Origin of the sequence: Amycolatopsis sp. NPDC102389 (assembly GCF_044765885.1) — a bacterium.
GTDB lineage: Bacteria > Actinomycetota > Actinomycetes > Mycobacteriales > Pseudonocardiaceae > Amycolatopsis.
Genome location: NZ_JBIWKX010000020.1, coordinates 45975 through 63040 on the forward strand (window position 1 = coordinate 45975; position 17066 = coordinate 63040).

At 69.6% G+C, this 17066-nt stretch carries 22 protein-coding genes; 10 read left to right on the forward strand and 12 right to left on the reverse strand.

All coding sequences use genetic code 11. The features are described 5' to 3' along the window. Positions 1-394 precede the first annotated feature (394 nt). Genes trxA through ACIRGA_RS19025 form a run of 3 tightly spaced genes read right to left on the reverse strand, consistent with a single transcriptional unit; the run spans position 395 to position 1564 of the window. Positions 395-730, reverse strand: coding sequence for a thioredoxin (gene trxA, locus ACIRGA_RS19015; protein WP_400942668.1), 336 nt, complete (start codon positions 728-730; stop codon positions 395-397). Then, the gene (locus tag ACIRGA_RS19020) at positions 731-1126 is read right to left on the reverse strand and encodes a MerR family transcriptional regulator (protein WP_400942669.1); all 396 of its coding nucleotides are present in this window, start codon (positions 1124-1126) and stop codon (positions 731-733) included. It lies immediately after the preceding gene. Positions 1127-1168: 42 nt separating this feature from the next. Continuing rightward, entirely contained in the window at positions 1169-1564 is a 396-nt protein-coding gene (locus ACIRGA_RS19025) for a nitroreductase/quinone reductase family protein (protein WP_400942670.1), read from the reverse strand. A gap of 27 nt (positions 1565-1591) precedes the next feature. Between ACIRGA_RS19025 and ACIRGA_RS19030 the strand changes: the two genes are divergently transcribed. After that, positions 1592-2422: an alpha/beta fold hydrolase gene (locus ACIRGA_RS19030; RefSeq protein ID WP_400942671.1), complete on the forward strand. Its 831-nt coding sequence runs from the start codon at positions 1592-1594 to the stop codon at positions 2420-2422. Beyond that, the gene (locus tag ACIRGA_RS19035; protein ID WP_400942673.1) at positions 2401-2955 is read left to right on the forward strand and encodes a histidine phosphatase family protein; all 555 of its coding nucleotides are present in this window, start codon (positions 2401-2403) and stop codon (positions 2953-2955) included. Before ACIRGA_RS19030 ends, ACIRGA_RS19035 begins: the two co-directional genes overlap by 22 nt. A gap of 88 nt (positions 2956-3043) precedes the next feature. Here the strand turns inward: ACIRGA_RS19035 and ACIRGA_RS19040 are convergent, their stop codons facing one another. Together ACIRGA_RS19040 and ACIRGA_RS19045 are read right to left on the reverse strand one after the other, a co-directional pair. Beyond that, complete coding sequence (locus ACIRGA_RS19040) at positions 3044-3526, reverse strand: hypothetical protein (protein ID WP_400942674.1); 483 nt, start codon at positions 3524-3526, stop codon at positions 3044-3046. Between the two features lie 53 nt (positions 3527-3579). Further along, entirely contained in the window at positions 3580-4695 is a 1116-nt protein-coding gene (locus tag ACIRGA_RS19045; protein WP_400942676.1) for a C40 family peptidase, read from the reverse strand. An 80-nt stretch (positions 4696-4775) separates the two neighbouring features. Between ACIRGA_RS19045 and ACIRGA_RS19050 the strand changes: the two genes are divergently transcribed. From ACIRGA_RS19050 to ACIRGA_RS19070, 5 genes are all read left to right on the forward strand, one after another. Next, complete coding sequence (locus ACIRGA_RS19050) at positions 4776-5600, forward strand: biotin--[acetyl-CoA-carboxylase] ligase (RefSeq protein ID WP_400942678.1); 825 nt, start codon at positions 4776-4778, stop codon at positions 5598-5600. A gap of 97 nt (positions 5601-5697) precedes the next feature. Next, positions 5698-6282 (forward strand): PH domain-containing protein, encoded by a 585-nt coding sequence (locus ACIRGA_RS19055; protein WP_400942680.1) that lies wholly within the window; start codon positions 5698-5700, stop codon positions 6280-6282. Beyond that, complete coding sequence (locus ACIRGA_RS19060; RefSeq protein WP_400942682.1) at positions 6282-7214, forward strand: hydroxymethylglutaryl-CoA lyase; 933 nt, start codon at positions 6282-6284, stop codon at positions 7212-7214. Before ACIRGA_RS19055 ends, ACIRGA_RS19060 begins: the two co-directional genes overlap by 1 nt. A gap of 120 nt (positions 7215-7334) precedes the next feature. After that, positions 7335-8135, forward strand: a complete 801-nt coding sequence (locus ACIRGA_RS19065) for a TNT domain-containing protein (RefSeq protein ID WP_400942684.1) — start codon at positions 7335-7337, stop codon at positions 8133-8135. Continuing rightward, the gene (locus tag ACIRGA_RS19070) at positions 8132-8407 is read left to right on the forward strand and encodes a hypothetical protein (RefSeq protein ID WP_400942685.1); all 276 of its coding nucleotides are present in this window, start codon (positions 8132-8134) and stop codon (positions 8405-8407) included. Before ACIRGA_RS19065 ends, ACIRGA_RS19070 begins: the two co-directional genes overlap by 4 nt. A 10-nt stretch (positions 8408-8417) precedes the next feature. Here ACIRGA_RS19070 and hisN read toward each other — a convergent pair whose 3' ends face one another. Continuing rightward, a complete protein-coding gene (gene hisN, locus ACIRGA_RS19075; RefSeq protein WP_400942686.1) occupies positions 8418-9203 on the reverse strand; it encodes a histidinol-phosphatase in 786 nt (261 codons plus the stop codon). Between the two features lie 42 nt (positions 9204-9245). Here hisN and ACIRGA_RS19080 point away from each other — a divergent pair, with 42 nt between their 5' ends. From ACIRGA_RS19080 to ACIRGA_RS19090, 3 genes are read left to right on the forward strand one after another with little or no spacing between them, the layout of a single operon-like run. After that, the gene (locus ACIRGA_RS19080) at positions 9246-9950 is read left to right on the forward strand and encodes a response regulator transcription factor (RefSeq protein ID WP_016331364.1); all 705 of its coding nucleotides are present in this window, start codon (positions 9246-9248) and stop codon (positions 9948-9950) included. 1 nt (position 9951) lies between these two features. Beyond that, entirely contained in the window at positions 9952-11235 is a 1284-nt protein-coding gene (locus tag ACIRGA_RS19085) for an ATP-binding protein (RefSeq protein WP_400942687.1), read from the forward strand. 59 nt (positions 11236-11294) lie between these two features. Continuing rightward, positions 11295-11807, forward strand: coding sequence for a hypothetical protein (locus ACIRGA_RS19090; RefSeq protein WP_400942689.1), 513 nt, complete (start codon positions 11295-11297; stop codon positions 11805-11807). Here ACIRGA_RS19090 and ACIRGA_RS19095 read toward each other — a convergent pair. From ACIRGA_RS19095 to ACIRGA_RS19120, 6 genes are all read right to left on the reverse strand, one after another. Continuing rightward, entirely contained in the window at positions 11785-12198 is a 414-nt protein-coding gene (locus ACIRGA_RS19095) for a hypothetical protein (RefSeq protein ID WP_400942691.1), read from the reverse strand. The genes ACIRGA_RS19090 and ACIRGA_RS19095 overlap by 23 nt on opposite strands. A gap of 4 nt (positions 12199-12202) precedes the next feature. Further along, the gene (locus ACIRGA_RS19100; protein ID WP_034304824.1) at positions 12203-12835 is read right to left on the reverse strand and encodes a response regulator transcription factor; all 633 of its coding nucleotides are present in this window, start codon (positions 12833-12835) and stop codon (positions 12203-12205) included. Positions 12836-12970: 135 nt separating this feature from the next. After that, entirely contained in the window at positions 12971-13618 is a 648-nt protein-coding gene (locus tag ACIRGA_RS19105) for a response regulator (RefSeq protein WP_400942692.1), read from the reverse strand. Positions 13619-13887: 269 nt separating this feature from the next. Further along, complete coding sequence (locus ACIRGA_RS19110) at positions 13888-14724, reverse strand: SDR family oxidoreductase (RefSeq protein WP_400942693.1); 837 nt, start codon at positions 14722-14724, stop codon at positions 13888-13890. Between the two features lie 10 nt (positions 14725-14734). Beyond that, positions 14735-16105, reverse strand: coding sequence for an MDR family MFS transporter (locus ACIRGA_RS19115; protein WP_400942774.1), 1371 nt, complete (start codon positions 16103-16105; stop codon positions 14735-14737). Between the two features lie 237 nt (positions 16106-16342). Continuing rightward, positions 16343-16882 (reverse strand): GtrA family protein, encoded by a 540-nt coding sequence (locus ACIRGA_RS19120; RefSeq protein WP_400942695.1) that lies wholly within the window; start codon positions 16880-16882, stop codon positions 16343-16345. Between the last annotated feature and the right edge of the window lie 184 nt (positions 16883-17066).

Below are 17066 nucleotides of genomic sequence, written 5' to 3' on the forward strand. Positions count from 1 at the left end.
TTGTTTTGGTTTTGGCTGTTGTGTTTGTGTGGCCGGGTGTTCGCCTCCCACCCCCCCCCCCCCCCCCCCCCCCCCCCCCCCCCCCCCCCCCCCGCGCTTGACCAGGGCCAAGGCTCCTTTCGCCGCATTAGACGCGGCGAAGGGAGCCTTCATCCCACCATTGGCCCGCCCGAGAACACGCCACCTTTGACTTACCTCTCAATAGAACCCTCTTTGCCACTCACGACCCCCTTGTGACACCGTGCATACTACCCAAATCGGACACTCGTGGCTCGAAAAGTGTCCTTTGTGGACATTCACGGCGCGGTCGGCCCTCGTCGGTCAGGGCGGACCCAGGCCGTAAGGTGCGCGGCAGGCCATATTTGACTTACCTCTCAATAACCGTCCTTGCCGCTCACGAGAGGGCGGGCTCCAGAGCCGCGTCCAGGTCGGCCAGCAGCTTGGCCTTCGGCCGGGCACCGACGGTCGTCCACACGGGAGCGCCGTCGCGGAAAAGGATCAGTGTCGGCAGCGACATGACCTGATAATTCCGGGCCGTGAGCGGGTTTTCGTCGGAGTTGAGCTTACGGATGATCAGCGAATCGGCGCGTTCGCCGGCGATCTGCTCGAGCACCGGCGCGATCATGTGGCACGGCGGGCACCATTGCGCCCAGAAGTCCACCAGGACGGGCTTGTCCTGGTTCAGGACGAGCTTTTGGAAGGTTTCGTCGGTGACGACGGAAAGGGACATTCAGGCCTCCTCGTTTCGCGGCACGACGACGCACGGCCCCGGCGGCGTTTTCAACGCGCCGGCGAGCTTGGTCAGCAGGCTGTCCCGCACGTCGTTGAGCCTGGCCAGACAGGCGTCCACCTCGGCGAGTTTGCGTTGGTAGACCTCGATCGAATCGGCGCACGAGTCGCCGGTCTCGTGCCCGGCGCGCAGGCACTCGACGAACGGCCTGGTGTCCTCCAGACTGAGCCCGACCGCTTGCAGGGTCAGGATCTCGTTCACCAGACGGTAGTCGTCCTCGTCGTACTCCCGGTACCCGTTCGACGCGCGCCGTGCGTCGAGAAGCCCTTGTGACTCATAGAAACGCAGCGCGCGGGTGGTGGTTCCGGTACGCGCGGCGAGTTCGCCGATCCGCATGGTCACGAGCGTAAACCTTGCCCTTGGCGTCAAGGCAAACGTTCAGTCGTCGAGATCGACCCGGATCGTGAGAAGGTCCGTGCCGATCGCGCGCACGGCGGCGCTGTTGAGCCTGGGCAGGGCCTTGAGACGCGCGCGGGGGTCGTCGCCGGGGAGCAGGTGCGCCGTGCCGGTGTGCCATCGGCCCCTGAGCCGGACCCGGACCCGCGGATCGGCCTGGATGTTGCGGACGTACTGCGACTTCTCGCCGAACTCCGAGACGATCCAGAACTCGCGGCCCACCCGGCGGCCACCGATCGGCGTCCGCCGGGCCACCCCGGATTTGCGGCCGGTGGTCTCCAGGATCGGCTGATTCGGCAGCCGGACGAGGATCGGGTTGCCGACGTGGCGCTGGAACGTCGTGGCCACCCGGTGCTTGATCTCGTGATAGCGGGACATGGCTCCAGGGTGCCCTACGCTCGGGCCATGGTGAACGAGTCCGACGTGGACCTGGGGGACGGGACCACGCTGCACACGTACGACACGGGTGGGGCCGGTCCGGTGGTCTTCTGGCACCACGGGACCCCGAACATCGGCGCCCCGCCCGCCCCGCTGTTCCCGGCCGCCGAGCGGCTCGGGCTGCGGTGGGTCTCCTACGACCGGCCCGGTTACGGCGGTTCGTCGCCGCGGCCCGGCCGTGATGTCGCGTCGGCGGCGTCGGACGTCGAGAAGATCGCCGACGCCCTGGGGATCGAGCGGTTCGCGGTCTTCGGGCACTCCGGTGGCGGGCCGCACGCGCTCGCCTGCGCGGCTCTGTTGCCGGATCGGGTGAGGGCGATGGTCGCCGTCGCGAGCATGGCCCCGTACGACGCCGACGGGCTGGACTACTTCGACGGCATGGGCGCCGCGGGAGCCGGCTCCCTGACTGCCGCCGTGGCGGGGCGGGAGGCGAAAGAGCGGTACGAGGCGACGGCCGAGTACGACCCCGAGATGTTCACCGCGGCGGACCACGCGGCCTTGGCGGGTGACTGGAAGTGGGTCCTCGACGTCGTCGGCCCCGCGGTCGAGGGCGGGCCCGGCGCGCTGATCGACGACGATCTCGCGTACGTCGCGCCGTGGGGGTTCCGGCCGTCCGACGTCCAGGCCCCGGCCCTGTTCCTGCACGGTGGCGAGGACCGGATCGCGCCGCTCGCGCACGGCGAGTGGCTGGTGCGGCAGTGCGCCACGGCCCAGTCACGCGTGTTCCCCGAAGACGGGCACGTCTCGGTGCTCCGGCACGGGGAAGGCGCGCTGGAGTGGTTGGCCGCTCGTTCGTGAACTGCGAGATCGTGCTCGTCCGGCACGCCGAGTCCGTTCCGCCTGTGCCAGAGGAGCCCGACGACCCGGAGCGGCCACTGACCGCGGCGGGCGTGGCGGCCGCGGAATTGCTCGCGCACGAGCTCGCCGCGATGAATCCGACGGCGGTCGTGTCGAGTCCGTACCGGCGAGCGGTCGAGACGGTCGCGCCGGCGGCCAGAGCAGTGGGACTCGAAGTCACGACGCGCCGGGAACTGCGCGAGTGGGACTCGGGTCTGGAACCGACACCGGACTACGCCGTCCACTACGAGCGCAGCTGGGCGGATCCGGATTTCGCGCGTCCGGGAGCCGAGAGCCTGCGGCAGCTGACGGCACGGGCGATGGCCGCGGTCGATCGGCTCGCGGAGCAACACTGCGGCGGTGTCGTACTGGTGGGCAGTCACGGAACTTTCGTGTCCCGCCTGCTGGCCGGACTCGGGCCGGGAATCGGCTGGGCGTTCTCCCGGGACATGCCGATGCCCGCCGTCCACTTGCTGCGTTGGGCTCGTGAGTGAATCGGAAGCGGGCAGGGTTCCCAATGTCGCATCGGAGACGCTCAGTGTCTCCGATGCGACATTGGGGACACCGGCGCGCCGACGGAACTTAGTCCCCGAAGGCCGCGTGAAGCGACCTCTCGTAGTGCGGCCGCGAGAACGTCAGAACACCAAGCGTGTCGTAATTCCAGTCCCGGTAGGTGTTGCGGAAATCCGACCACGTCACCGTGTCGTCGTCAGCCGCGATCTTCGCCACGAGCGCCCAGCAGTCGTCGATGCCGCAAGAGCACCCCAGCAGCAGGTACTCGTCGTCTTCGGCGCCGTGCGGGATGTCATCCGGTGCGCCCCCGAGCAGATGCTCGACGGACGAACAGGTCAACCGGCCATAATCCCCGGCGAGCAACGGAGCCGGTTCCGGCGCGAATTCCTCGGCGCGCTCCTTCTGTTCCGCGAGCGCGTCGGGAAGTTCGGCCCGGTGTACCAGGTCCAGGAAGGGAACGCCGTCGATCAGCACTTCGAGCGCGAGTGTCGGCTTCCCCACAGCCGATCGCCCTGGCGTTTTGGAGACCCTGCGGAACTCGATCGAGTGCATGAGCCCACGGTAGGCATCGGCGACAGGAGCCGTCGCCGGTTGGCCGGTTGAGGTCAGGCCGCGGGCCGTCCGGCACCCGTGTAGTCGTCGCCCTTCGAGTGATACGTGTGGATCTGGATCGCCTGGCCCTCGGTGGGCGCGTTGATCATCAGCCCGTTCCCGAGGTACATCCCGACATGGTGGATCCGCGTCGCCGGGTTGCCGTAGAACACGAGATCGCCGAGCTTCGGTTCACCGGCCACCTGCGGCAGCGCCCGGAACTGGCTGTCCGCGGTCCGGGGGAGCGAGACGCCGGCTTCGTCGTAGGACGCCTTGGTCAGCCCGGAGCAGTCGAAGCCGGCCGCGCCCGCTTCGGGGCCGTTGCCGCCCCACACGTACGGGAGGCCCAGCTGGCCGAGGGCGAACCGGGTCGCCTTCACGGCGGGGCTGGCGGATCGCGCCGGGTCGAGGGACAGGGTCGCGTACAGCTGCGCGTTGCCCAGGACGCGCTGGCGGAACAGTTCGGCCTCGTTGCCCTTGCCGCCCTGGTAGCCGGCGATGGCCTTCCACCAGCCGTTGCCGCCGCCGAGGTCGGCTCCGGAAGCGCACAGGGCGCGCCCGGCGGCGACCGAGGCGGAGTCGGGATCGGCGAGCGCGGGTTTCGCGATGCCGGGGATCGACGCGCCGTGCTTCTTCCACTGCTGCGCCGACAGGCCGAGGGGGTTCTCACCGCCGCGTCCGTGGTTCGAGCTCGCCGCGCCGATCCCGGCCAGGGTGACCCAGGACAGGTGGCAGTTCGGCTGCTCGCCGCGCAGCGCCAGTTCGCCGTTCGCGTAGCCGATGAGCGACTTCGCCGGGATATCGAGCGGTCCGGCGAGTTTCCCCGCCCACTCTTCGAGCGGCCGGGCGCCCTTCGGGGTCTCCTGCGCCTTGACCGGAGCGCTGACTTCGAGGACCGACGGACCCGCGCCGCCGCCGACGGTGGCCGGATCCTGCTTCGCGGCCGGAACGGGAACCGGCTGGCGTCCCTCCATCGGGGCGGGATCGTTCCCGCCCGCGAGCAGCCAGCCCGCCGTCGCGAGCCCCGCGACCAGCGGGAGGGCGACCAGGCCGCGCATCGCCACGCCGTGCGCCCACGACTTCTTCCGGCTGGTTTCGGACGCGCTCGGCGCGGGCTCGGGCTCGGTCACGCCGTCCAGGTTATTGGAGACCACCTCTACGTAACGAGCGAACGCCTTGCACGTTAGGGGGACTCTCATATTCTGGACGAATGACTGAGACGGGAGCGCTCGAGGCCGGGCGTCTGAGTGCCGCGCTGTCCGGCCGGTATGCCGCGATCCAGGTCGTGGCGAGCACCGGGTCCACCAACGCCGACCTGCGGGAAGCCGCCGCGAAGGGGGCCGAAGACCGCACGGTGCTGATCGCCGAAGAGCAGACGGCCGGGGTCGGCCGCCGCGCCCGGCACTGGTCTTCGCCGAAGGGATCGGGCCTCTACGTCAGTGTGCTGCTGCGCCCGGGCGGCGTCCCGTTCGCCAATTTGGGTTCACTTTCCGTGGTCGCGGGCCTCGCGGTCCGGGAGGTCGCCGAGGGGCTGGGCGTCGACGCCGTCCTCAAGTGGCCGAACGACGTCCTCGCCGGTCCGGACCGCGCCAAATGCGCGGGCATCCTGGCGGAGGCCGTCGCCGGCGACGAGTCCACGGTGATCCTCGGCATCGGCCTGAACGTGCTGCCGCTCGGCGAGAACGTCCCGGCCGGGCCCGGCGGCCTGCCCGCGACCTCGCTGGCCGAGCAAGGGGCGACCGAGACCGATCGCGCCGAGATCGCCGTCCGGCTGCTCACCGGGTTCGACGAGCTCGAACGCCGTTGGCGGCTCGCGGGCGGGTCGCTGGCCGAGGCCGGTCTGCTCGGGGATTACCGGCGGTTCTGCGCCACGCTGGGCCAGGACGTCGAGGTCCAGCTGCCCGACGGCTCGGCCCTCACCGGTCGCGCCGCCGACATCGATCCCGCCGGTCAGCTCCAGGTCGACGTTCCCGGTGGCGAGCGGTACACGGTGTTCGCCGGCGACGTCGTCCACGTCCGGCCCGCCGGGGCCTGATCCGTGCGTCTCGATTTCCGGCGTCTCCTCTTCCGCCGGGACCGTTCGCCGGTACGGTGAGCTCACCAGCGCCGAACACACTTTGGGAGCGTCCGTCGTGGCCTATCCGGACGATTTGCTCAGCGAAAACGAGCACGTCGTGGTGCACAGTCACCCGCATTTCAAGATGCTGATCTTGCCGTTCCTCGCGCTGATCGTCACGCTCGGCGTGGGCATCTGGCTGGCCGTGATCGCGAAGGACGCGACGGCCCCGTGGGACCTGATCTCGGAGATCGCGATCGCCGCGGTCGGGCTCGGTCTCGTCGTGTGGCTCTTCCTCGCCCCGTTCGTCCGGTGGCGCACGACGCATTTCATCGTGACCACGGACCGGCTGATCGCCCGCGAGGGTGTGCTCAAGCGGACCGGGATCGACATCCCGCTGTCGCGGATCAACAGCGTCCAGTTCGAGCACGGGCTGCTGGACCGCGTGTTCGGCTGCGGCACGCTGGTGATCGAGTCCGCATCGGACGAACCGCTGAAGTTCGACGACATTCCCAAGGTCGAGCGCGTGCACACGGTCATCTACCGCGAAGTCAACGACAACCCGTACGACGACTACGCGCCGGGCGCCGCGGGGGCACCGCAGCAGACCGAGCCGCTGCCGCCGCAGGGGCACCCGCCGCGCGGAAACCGTCGCCGCTGATGGGCACGCGAGAGCTGGGGCTGCCCGACAAGGTCCCGTCCGTCTACTCCCTGCCGGAGCGGGTGACGATCTGGGAGGTCGGCCCGCGCGACGGTCTCCAGAACGAGAAGTCGATCGTCCCGGTCGAGGTCAAACTCGAATTCCTGGACAGGCTCGCCGATTCCGGGCTGACCACGCTCGAGGCGACCAGTTTCGTGAGCCCGAAATGGGTGCCGCAGCTGGCCGACGCCGAGCAGGTCCTGGCCGGGCTCGACCAGCGCGACGGCGTCCGGTACCCGGTGCTCGTGCCGAACGAGCGCGGGCTGGACAGGGCGCTGGAGGCCGGGGTTTCGCATATCGCGATCTTCGCCAGCGCCACCGAGACCTTCGCCAAGAAGAACCTCAACTCGACGGTCGACGACCAGTTCGCGATGTTCGAGCCGGTCGTCACCCGGGCGCGGGCCGAGGGGCTCGACGTCCGCGGGTACTTGTCGATGTGCTTCGGCGACCCGTGGGAGGGCGCCGTCCCGGCCGCGCAGGTCGCCGGAGTGGGTAAACGGCTCCTGGACCTGGGCTGCTCGCAGCTCTCGCTCGGCGACACGATCGGCGTCGCCACCGCGGGGCAGGTCGAGACGCTGATCGGGGAGTTCGCCGGAGTCGAGGCTCTGGCCGTCCATTTCCACGACACCTACGGCCAGGCGCTCGCGAACACGTTGGCGGCGCTGCGGTGCGGCGTGTCCACTGTGGACTCCTCCGCCGGTGGGCTCGGCGGCTGCCCATACGCCGAATCGGCCACCGGGAACCTCGCGACCGAGGATCTCGTGTGGATGCTCGACGGTCTCGGCGTCGAAACCGGTGTCGATCTCGACGCGCTGGTGGCGACGAGCAAGTGGATGGCCGGGAAGCTGGGCAGGCCGAGTCCGTCCCGGGTGGTCAACGCGCTCGCCGGATGAGGTTCGCCGCGCTTTCGGGTATCCGCCGACGGGAACGCCGTCCGGCGCTAAGGTCGTAGCGCGTCCTGTCCGCTGCCTCCCCCGGTTCCCCGGTGGGATCCGATCCTTGGGGGAGGTGCGGTGACCGATCCGAGCGAGGCCGGGACAGGCCCGATCCGGCTGCCCGTCGACTACGACGCCCCGACACCACCGCAGGGGGCGCGCGCGCCGTACGCGCCTTCGCCGTGGCCGCCCGCTGTGGCGCCCTTGCGAGTGCCGTTCCCGCCGAGGCCCGCCGCCCCGCCGCCCATGGGGGCGCTGCGGACGGAGCGGGAGAGCGTGATCGCGCTGTTCCTCGTGCACATGTTCCCCATCGGGCATCTCCCGGTCGCGATGGGCAAACCCGCCCGTCAGCTGCCGCTTCCCGAAGGCGGTTCCGGACCGCAGGACCACCCCGAGGCGGACGTGCTCGACGACCTGGACGCGTTGTCCCATGTCAGCAGCGGTTTCCGGCGTTCGCCGACGACTCCGGCCGCCGTTCCGCCGCCGGCGTTGACCAGGGGACACGATCCGTGGGGCGGAATGTCTCAACAGGACTGGAAAGAGCGTTTCGTGACCGGGACGGGCCATCTGTGGCCCGCCGAAACCGATCCGGCGACGCCGACGATGCTCGAGACCGGCACTCATCTCGACCGCTTCGGGGATCAGCACGGCCGGGTGTTCGCCGAGGACGCCACCTTGTTCCCGATGCGCTCGCTGCCGCCGGACCAGGCCGGTGCCTACCGGCGTTACCGCGTCGTCCGGCCGCTGCCGGTCTGGCGCTCGGTGACCGCCGGATGGTTCGGCCAGCCGGGCGGCGGGGTGCGCTTTCGCACGGTGCTGGGCGCCGATGAACTCGTCACGCTGGGCTTCCTGGCGGACGTCACGGGGGAGGTTCGGTGAACACGGGGACGATCCTGCGGTGGCTGGCCGCGCTGGGCGTGCCGCCCGAAGTGGTCTCGGTCGGCGCGGAGGTGGACAACGCCTGGTGCCTCATGCGCACCGAGGAGGACGGTGCCGAGCCCGCCTGGGAGGTCTTCTGGCGTGAGCAGGGCAACCGGTACGACTGGGCGCGGTTCACCAGCGAACAGGTCGCCTGCCACTACCTCTTCGGACGGCTCGCCTGGTCACAGGTCGCGCGGGGCGCCGTCGGCCTGCTGCCCGGCGCGCAGTGACACCCCGCGTTCAGCGCTTCAGAATCGCCAGAGCCTCGTCGTGGAGCAGGCCGTTCGTCGAAAGCGCCGAGCCGTTGTCGTAGCGCGCTTCGCCGTTCAGGTCGCTGAAGCGGCCACCGGCTTCGGTGACCAGCACCTGGGCCGCGGCGACGTCCCACGGGTTCACGATGCATTCCGCGGTGACGTCGAGCGCGCCCTCGGCGACCAGGCAGTGGTGCCAGAAATCGCCGAAAGCGCGGCTTTCCCAGCACGCGTTGACGAGGTCGAGGTACTTCTCGCGTGAGTGGTACTCCACCCACGAGTTCAGGTCCGTTGTGGACAGATACGCGTCTTCGAGCGACGCGACCTTCGACACCGAGATGCGGCGTTCCCCAGCGGAGTCGCTCATCCAGGCGCCGTCCCCGGTGGCGGCCCACCAGCGGCGGCCGAGCAGCGGTGCGCTGATCATGCCCACCACGGGCGTGCCGTCTTCGACCAGCGCGATCAGCGTCGCCCACACCGGGACGCCGCGCAGGAAGTTCTTGGTCCCGTCGATCGGGTCGAGCACCCAGGCGCGGCCGGTCGCGGCGGTGCCGCCGCGTTCCTCGCCGAGCACCGCGTCGTCCGGGCGGTCCGTGGCGAGGATCGCCCGGATGGCGTCCTCGACGGCGGTGTCCGCGTCGGTGACCGGCGTCCGGTCGGGTTTGCGTTCCACGGCCAGGTCCAGCGCGCGGAACCGGGCGGTGGTGATGGCGTCGGCGGCGTCGGCCAGCCGAGTGGCGAGTTCAAGATCATTCTCGTAGCCGGGCACGGTCACGATGGTTTCACGCCCGGCAGTCGTAGAGTTGGCCAGGTGAGCATGGTGCTACTCGCCGAGGACGACCCGGCCATCGCCGATCCGCTTTCCCGCGCACTCCAGCGGGAGGGATACGAGGTGCGGGTCGTCGGCGACGGGCCCGCCGCCCTCGACGCGACCGAGAGCGACCGCGTGGACCTGCTGGTCCTCGATCTCGGCCTCCCCGGCATGGACGGGCTGGAGGTGTGCCGCCGCCTGCGCGCCAGCGGCACCGAGGTGCCCGTGCTGATGCTGACCGCGCGCACGGACGAGGTCGATTTCGTGGTCGGGCTCGACGCGGGCGCCGACGATTACGTCGCCAAGCCGTTCCGGCTCGCCGAACTGCTGGCCCGCATCCGGGCGCTGCTCCGCCGCCGGGCGCCCGACGTGCTCGAAGCCGGGGGAGTTCGGATGGACCTCGGTGCCCGGATGGTCACCGTCGACCTGCACGAGGTGCAGCTGGCGAACAAGGAGTTCGAGCTGCTCCGGGTGCTGATGAGCCGCGCCGGTCAGGTGGTCAGCCGCGACGAGATCCTCGCCGAGGTGTGGAACGACCTCGAATCCAAGACTTCGAAGACCCTCGACATGCACATGTCGTGGCTCCGCCGGAAGCTCTCGATCGCGGCCGACGAAGCCGCGGGCAGGGCGGGCAAACCCGGCGGGAACGGCGACGGCGAACGGCGGATCGCCACGGTCCGCGGCGTCGGCTTCCGCTTCAACGCGGAATAGCATGCGCCGTCGCATCCTCTTGGCGATCCTGCTCGCCGTCGCGGTCACCGCGGCGGTGCTGGGCATCCCGCTGGGGATCACCGCCTGGCAGCTGGTCGAGAACCTCAACCGCGAGAATCTCGCCTCCTCGGCCCGCGGGATCGCGGCGACGCTGGACAACGAGATCGCCGTCGGCCAGCCGATCAACCTCGATCTGGTCCGGGTCGCCGTGCCGCAGGGCGGCCTGCTGACCGTCCGCGCGCAGGGGCAGATCGAGAAGCGGTACGGCTCCGACCCCGGCTCGGACGTGGTGTCCGAGCGCGCGCCGATCGCGTTGCACGGCGAGGTCGAACTGGCCGTGCCCGCCGGGCCGATGCGCACCCGTCAGACCCAGGTGACGCTGCTCGTGCTCTTGCTGGTCGTGCTGTCGGTGGGCACCGGAACGGTGGTCGCGACGGTGACCGCGCGAAGGCTCGCGAAACCGCTGAGACACGTCGCGGATCGCGCGGTCAAACTCGGCGGCGGCGACTTCCGGCCGGATCCCAAGCGCTACGGCGTCGGCGAACTCGACATGGTCGCCGAAGCGCTCGACGCGTCCGGTTCGGCGCTCGCGCAGCTCGTCCAGCGGGAACGCCAGCTCGTCGGTGACGTCTCCCACCAGCTGCGGAGCCGGTTGACCGCGTTGCAGCTGCGGCTCGAACCGCTCACCGTCCACCCCGACCAGGACGTCGTCGACGAGGCGAAGGCCGCGCAGGAGCAGGCGGACCGGCTCGCCGAAGCCCTCGACGAGCTGCTGGCCGCCGCGCGGGCGGCGCGCGAGGTCGGCGCGGAACCGGTGAACCTGCCGGAAGTGCTCCCCGCGGTTTCCGAAGAGTGGCGACAGCTGCTTCGCGCCGAAGGACGGCACTTGCGGATCCGCGTCACCGACGGGCTTCGGGCGAGGGCGACGCCGGGCCGCTTGCGCGAGGTCGTCGGCGTCCTGCTCGACAACGCGCTGCGCCACGGCGCGGGAACGGTCACGCTCGCCGCCCGGCGCGGCGACGCGGACGGCACGGTCGTCATCGAGGTCGCCGACACCGGCTCCGGGGTGCCCGACGAGCTCGCGCCGCATATCTTCGAACGCGGATTCTCCGGCGGCGGGTCGACCGGCGTCGGCCTCGCGCTCGCCCGCGCGCTCATCGAGGCCGACGGTGGACGGCTGGAGCTGTCGAGCAAACAGCCGGCGGTGTTCAGCCTGTTCCTGAAGGTGCCCCGGCCGGGAGACGTGGCCGAAGTACGGTGGCCCGCCGAGCGGGTTCCCCGGTAAGCCCCAAGGACGTCCCGATCGGGCAAGGCCGTGGAGGCGCGCCGACCTACCGTCGGGGAGTGCGTGCGACGGCGTTCCGGTACCGCCCGCCGGTGAGTCCGGTGGCCGCGGCGACTCTGGAGATCGGCAAGGTGGTGGTCGGCGTCCGCTTGTCGTTCGACGGCGCGCTGTACGTGTGCCGTCGTCCTCCCGGCGTGGTGGAGCGGATGGAGGCCGAAGCGCTGGACCTGCTCTCCAAAGGCCTGTTCGTCAGCGGGATCGACACGTCGGTCGCGACCGTCACCGGGGCGGCGGGACATCGGTTCGTCCAGGAGAGCGCCGAGTTCCGGCCGCCGGGCAGCCTGCACTATCGCGGCACCTGCGGGGTCGGCGCCGACCGCAACGGGCTGAGCTTGACCGGCATCCTCGGCTATCGCCTCGAAGTTCGCGCGGAGTGGGCGAGGCGGGCGGGTGACTGCGGTCCGCCCGAGAGCGCCGCTGAATGGGGCGAGCTCTTCGGCGGGCAGCTGGCGTCCATCGGCGGGGTGGTCCTGCGGCGGGAGTCGGTGCTCAGCCTGGGTACTCCGCCGTGACCGTGACGACGAAGGCCGCACGCGCGGGCAGGCCGAGGCTGACCCACAGCCCGGTCGGATCGGTCTTCCCGAGGACCATCCGCAACTGCTGCTCGTCGACCACGAGGAACTCCGTCCCGAGCAGGATTTCGAGCGATCGGTCGAGCAGGGTGTGCTCGTCGCGGACCTTGTCCGCCCGCGCGGTGACCAAATAGGACAGTGCGCACCGCTTCGCCCGCACGGCACCGGTTTCCGGGCCGGTGCCGTGCAGGGCGAAGAGGAACAGGTCGACGCTCGACACCCGCGTCTCGGTCTGCCAGGTGGGTTTCGGCGGATCCAGCCGGACCACCGTCCCCTCCGGCAGATGAGGGGCGATGAGCCGGCACAACGCCTCGTCGACCCGGGTGATCACGGGGTCAGATCAATCCCTCACGCAGCGCGTAAGCCACCGCGTGCGAACGGTTCCGGAGCTGGAACCGGTTGGTCACGTCGTGCAGGATGCTCTTCACCGTGCGCTGCGAATAGCAGAGCTGGTCGGCGATCTCCTGCGTCGAGAACCCCGACGCGACCAGTTTGAGCACCTCGGTCTCCCGGCTGCTCATGCCGCCGAAGTGCAGGCCGCGCGGCTGCAGCACCTGACGCTGCAACCGCGAGACCCGGTGCAGCAGCCTGCCGAGCAGGTCGGGCGGCAGCGCGCCCTCCCCGGCCGCGGCCGCCTTGATCAGCCGGACCAGGACGTCGGCGCCGGCCTCGGAGCGGCGGGCGACCGCGCAGACGCCGTGCTCGATGGCGCTGAGGATCTCGTTGTCGTCGACTTCACCCGCGATGAGCACGATGCGGGTGAACCCCTGGTGATGCAACGCGGACAGCAGTTGGGTCATCGCCTCGTCGAGGCGATCGGTGACCAGGAGGGCCACCATGGTCGGGTCGGCGGTCTCCCCGTCCACCAGCCAGACGTCGTCGCGGGAGCGAAGTGTCATGCAAACGCCGTTGTGCAGGATCGGATCGGTGGCACGGACGACCACCGGTGTCCGGTTCGGTTCGAACATGTGATTCCCATTCCCCTCGAACGGTGCGAGGGCCCCACCCCTCGCGCTACTCACCCTGCCGGGTGAGGTGTCCCGAGCGCATGGGACTCCGGTCCCGGAATTGCCCGAAAAGCCGCCCTTATCGGGGTCGCTTTTTCAACGACCCAGCCCGGCTTCGCGGGCGCGCACGATCGCCTCGGCGCGGTCCGCGACGTGGAGCTTGCTGAAGACGTTCGAAATGTGGTTCCGCACGGTCTTCGGGCTGAGACACAGTGTGCTGGCGATGACGGTGTTGCTGTGCCCGCCCGCGATGAGTGAGAGGACCTCTCGTTCGCGGACGGTGAGTTCCGGGAACACCGTGTCCGCGGCCGGTTGAGTGTGGTTGAAGAAGCCGAGAACTCGCGTCGCGATATCAGGCCCGAAGATCGCTTCGCGCCTCGCGACGGCGTGCACCGCACGGATGATTTCGTCGGGTTCCGCGTCTTTCAGCAGATATCCGCGGGCGCCTGCCCGCATCGCGGAGAAAACGGATTCGCTTTCGTCGGCCATCGTCAGCATGAGCACGCCGACGCCGGGCCGTTCGGCGACGATGTGCCGGGTCGCTTCGGCGCCGCTGATATCGGGTAAATGCAGGTCCATGACCACGACGTCGGGTGCGAGGGCGCTCGCCGCGCTGATCGCGTGCGCGCCGCTCGCGGCCTCGCCGACCACGTCGATCAGCGGTTCGTTGGCGAGCAGCGTGCAGACCCCGAACCGGAACAGCGGATGGTCGTCGACCACGAGCACGCGAAGACGTTCGTTCATGCGGTTCCCCCTGTTTCCCCGACGCGGCACGTTAGCGAGAGGGCCGGTCACGAACAACGCGAGGTCCGGACAGCGGACCGGCGAGAATTAAACGCCTGATGAGTGTCGCGTATCGCGGAGGCTCCCCCAACCCATTAACCCTTTCGGCCCATTCCTGGGTCTCAAGTCCGTGAAGGCCTCCTTCCTTACCCTGAAGGTAGGGAAGGAGGCCTTCACGGATCACGCCTCAGCCGGGTGGTAGCAAAGGTCCCTTGCTCTCTTTTTGCAGGTCAGGCGAAGGAACCGGCGTGTTCGCGAGCCCAGTCGGCGAATGTCAGCGGTGCCCGGCCGAGGAGCTCGCGAACGGTGTCGAACACGATCTCCTCCTTCCCCGCGGACTGCCGTTTGAGCTCGAACATCCCGTCGACCGCTGAAGCGGGCCAGCCGTACCCGAGCATCCGGGCGCGCGAAGCGGCTTCGGGCTCTTCGACGTAGGTCAACCGCCGCCCGAGCGCGTCACCGAGGATCTCCACCTGCCGCCGTGTCGTGAGCGCTTCGCCGCCGGTGATCGGGTAGGTCTCGCCCGCGTGTCCCTCGCCGGTCAGCACGGTCGCGGCGACTTCGGCGATGTCGCGGACGTGCACCAGCGCGGACGCCGGATCACCTTCGGGGACGCGAATGACGCCATCGCCGCGAACGGCGGGCAGCCAGGCGAACCGGTTGTCCATGAACGTGCCGGGACGCAGGATCGTCCAGTCCGGCCCGGCCTCGTGCATGGCCCGCTCGCCCTCGGCGTGCACGAGGGAGATCGGATCGGTCTGTCCGAAGTGGACTCCGGTGGTGGAGAGCTTGACGACGTGCGAGACACCGGCTGCGGCCTCGAGCACCGCTCGTTCCTGGGCGAGCGGGTCCGAGCCGTGGCCGGAGCTCAGGAGGAACACGCGATCGACGCCGTCGAGCAGCGCGGGATCGAAGGCGTCGAGATCACCGGTGGCGACCTCGGCACGCGGATCGATCCGTGCGCGGGCGGGGTCGCGCGTCAGGGCGCGGACGTGCGCGCCCCTGTCCAGTAGCGCGGGAACGAGCTCGCGGCCGATCTTGCCGGTGGAACCGAGAACGAGGATCATCGAAAACTCCTTAGTGGTTGCGCCGCAAGGAAACGCGCGGCAGGAAGAGGGAAGCGGCGAGGCCGACGGTCAAAGCGGGGACCATCACCCGGAACACGCCGTCGAGCGCGAACGAGTAGCCGGCGGGACTGTCGTCGGTGAAGGCGTTCGTGAACACCGCGCCGAAAACGGTCAGCCCGGCGGTGGTGCCGAGGGAGCGAAGGAAACCGACGGTCGCGGAAGCGGCGCCGAGATCGGTCCTGGCGACGTTCTGCTGGGCCGCCATGGAAAGCACCTGCATGTTGAGCCCGGCGGCCGCGCCGAACACGACGAGATAGGCCACGACGAGCGCCAACGGCGTCGTTTCGTCCATTGTGGACATGGCGAGCGCGGCGGCGAGGCCGAGGGTCATGCTGAGGATCGGTGCCCAGCGGTAAGCGCCGGTCTTGGCGATGACCCGGCCCGCGACCATCGACGAAGCGGCGACCGCGAGCGTCATGGGCAGCAGCAGGAGCCCGGCTTCGGAAGGTCCGGCCCCGCCTGCGGTCTGCAGGAAGAGCGCCAGGTAGTTGACCGAACCGAGGAAGACGAACCCGGCCGCGGCACTGGCCAGCACGCTCAGGCTGAACATCCTGGAGCGGAAAAGCCGGAGCGGGACGATCGGTTCCGCCGCGCGGCGCTCGATGAGCAGGAAGGCGACGAGCAGCACCGCGCCGACCGACGCCGACAGGGGAGTCGCCAGTGTCAGGCCGACGATCGCGCCGGACAGGACGACGATGCCCGCGAAGTCGAACGGTGCGGCCTTCCGGCGTCGTTCGAGCCGCAGGAACCGGGCGACGACGCCGAACGCGACCAGGCCGATCGGCACGTTGAGCCCGAAGATCGACCGCCAGCCGGCCAGGTCGGTCAGGACACCGCCAACGACAGGGCCCGCCAGTGAGGAGCCGGCGAAGCAGATCGAGAACCAGGCGAAGTAGCGAGCGCCTTCGCGACCGGGGAACAGCTCGCCGATGATCGCGGCGACCGCGACGAACAAGCCGCCGGAGCCGATGCCCTGCAGGACGCGGGCGGCGATCAGCAACGGCATCGTCGGCGCGAGAGCGCAGGCGAGAGAGCCGAGGACGAACAGCGCGATCGCGACGAGCACGACGCGCTTGCGGCCGAAGAGGTCACCGAGTTTTCCGTAGACGGGCGCGCTGACGCTGCCCGCCAGGAGGTAGGCCGTGGTGACCCAGGCGAACGACGCGGCTCCGCCGAGTTCGCCGACCATGCGGGGGAGGGCGGTGGCGACGACCTGGGCGTCGAGCATCGCCAGGAACACGGCGGCGAAGAGCCCGACGAGGGCAAGGGTGTTTCGGGCGCGCGGCGGCGCGCCGAGAGTGGTGGTGCTCAAGAAAGAGATCCGTTCACTGGAAGAAACGAGGGAACGCGAGGGACGCGGAGGTGCTCGAAAGCAGCCCCGGATCCCCGCCAAGACGGGAAAAGGCTCAACCGTCATCCGAACCGGATGCGGTCCTCTTCGCGCTTGGCGATCACCTCGGATTCGTCCCGCTCGACCGTACGAACCCGGCCGGCGTCATCAGTGAAGGAACGTTGACATGGATGACCTTAGGCAATCACATGTCTTTTGACAAGTGCTTTAGTGGAGCGGAACGATGTCGTCGTCCGGCTCGTCGCTGTCCCGGCGGCGTTTGCCCAGCTCATCCGGGAAGACCCACTTCTTGAAACCCCAGAAGCGGAAGAACATCGCCAGCAGCATGCCGATGATCGACCCGCTCGTGAAGTCCGCGAACTCCTGCACGAACCGCGTCACGTGCGGCACTTCGAGGTCGAAGATGTAGCGCGACGTGTAGAGCGGGATCAGGTTGACCACCACGGCGATGCCGCTGATCACGAAGAAGAGCGCCGCCTCGTGATGCCGCTCCCGGCCGCCGCGGGTGCGGAAGGACCACTCGCGGTTGAGGATGTAGGACACGATCGTCGCGACGATGATCGCGATGGCCTTCGCCGTGGTCGGCTTCGACTCCAGCACGCTGAGTTTCAGCAGGTACCAGACGCCGTTGTCGACCAGGAACGTCGTGCCGCCCACGATCGCGAACTTCAACAGCTCACGGTGCTTGATCAGCACGGATCGGAGCGGCTCGGGCGTCCTGGAGAGGACGGATTCGACCACGGTCACCGGATCAGTCTAATTCGCGTCGCCCGTCGAACGGGTCGGCAGGGGATGGACAGCGCGGTATATGACGCTTTGGGCGTTTCGGCGGCGGGGGGGGGGGGGGGGGGGGGGGGGGGGGGGGGGGGTATAGAAAGAAAACACCCACCACACCCCCGGGCGCGAGCCCAGCGGAAGAGGCACAAACCGC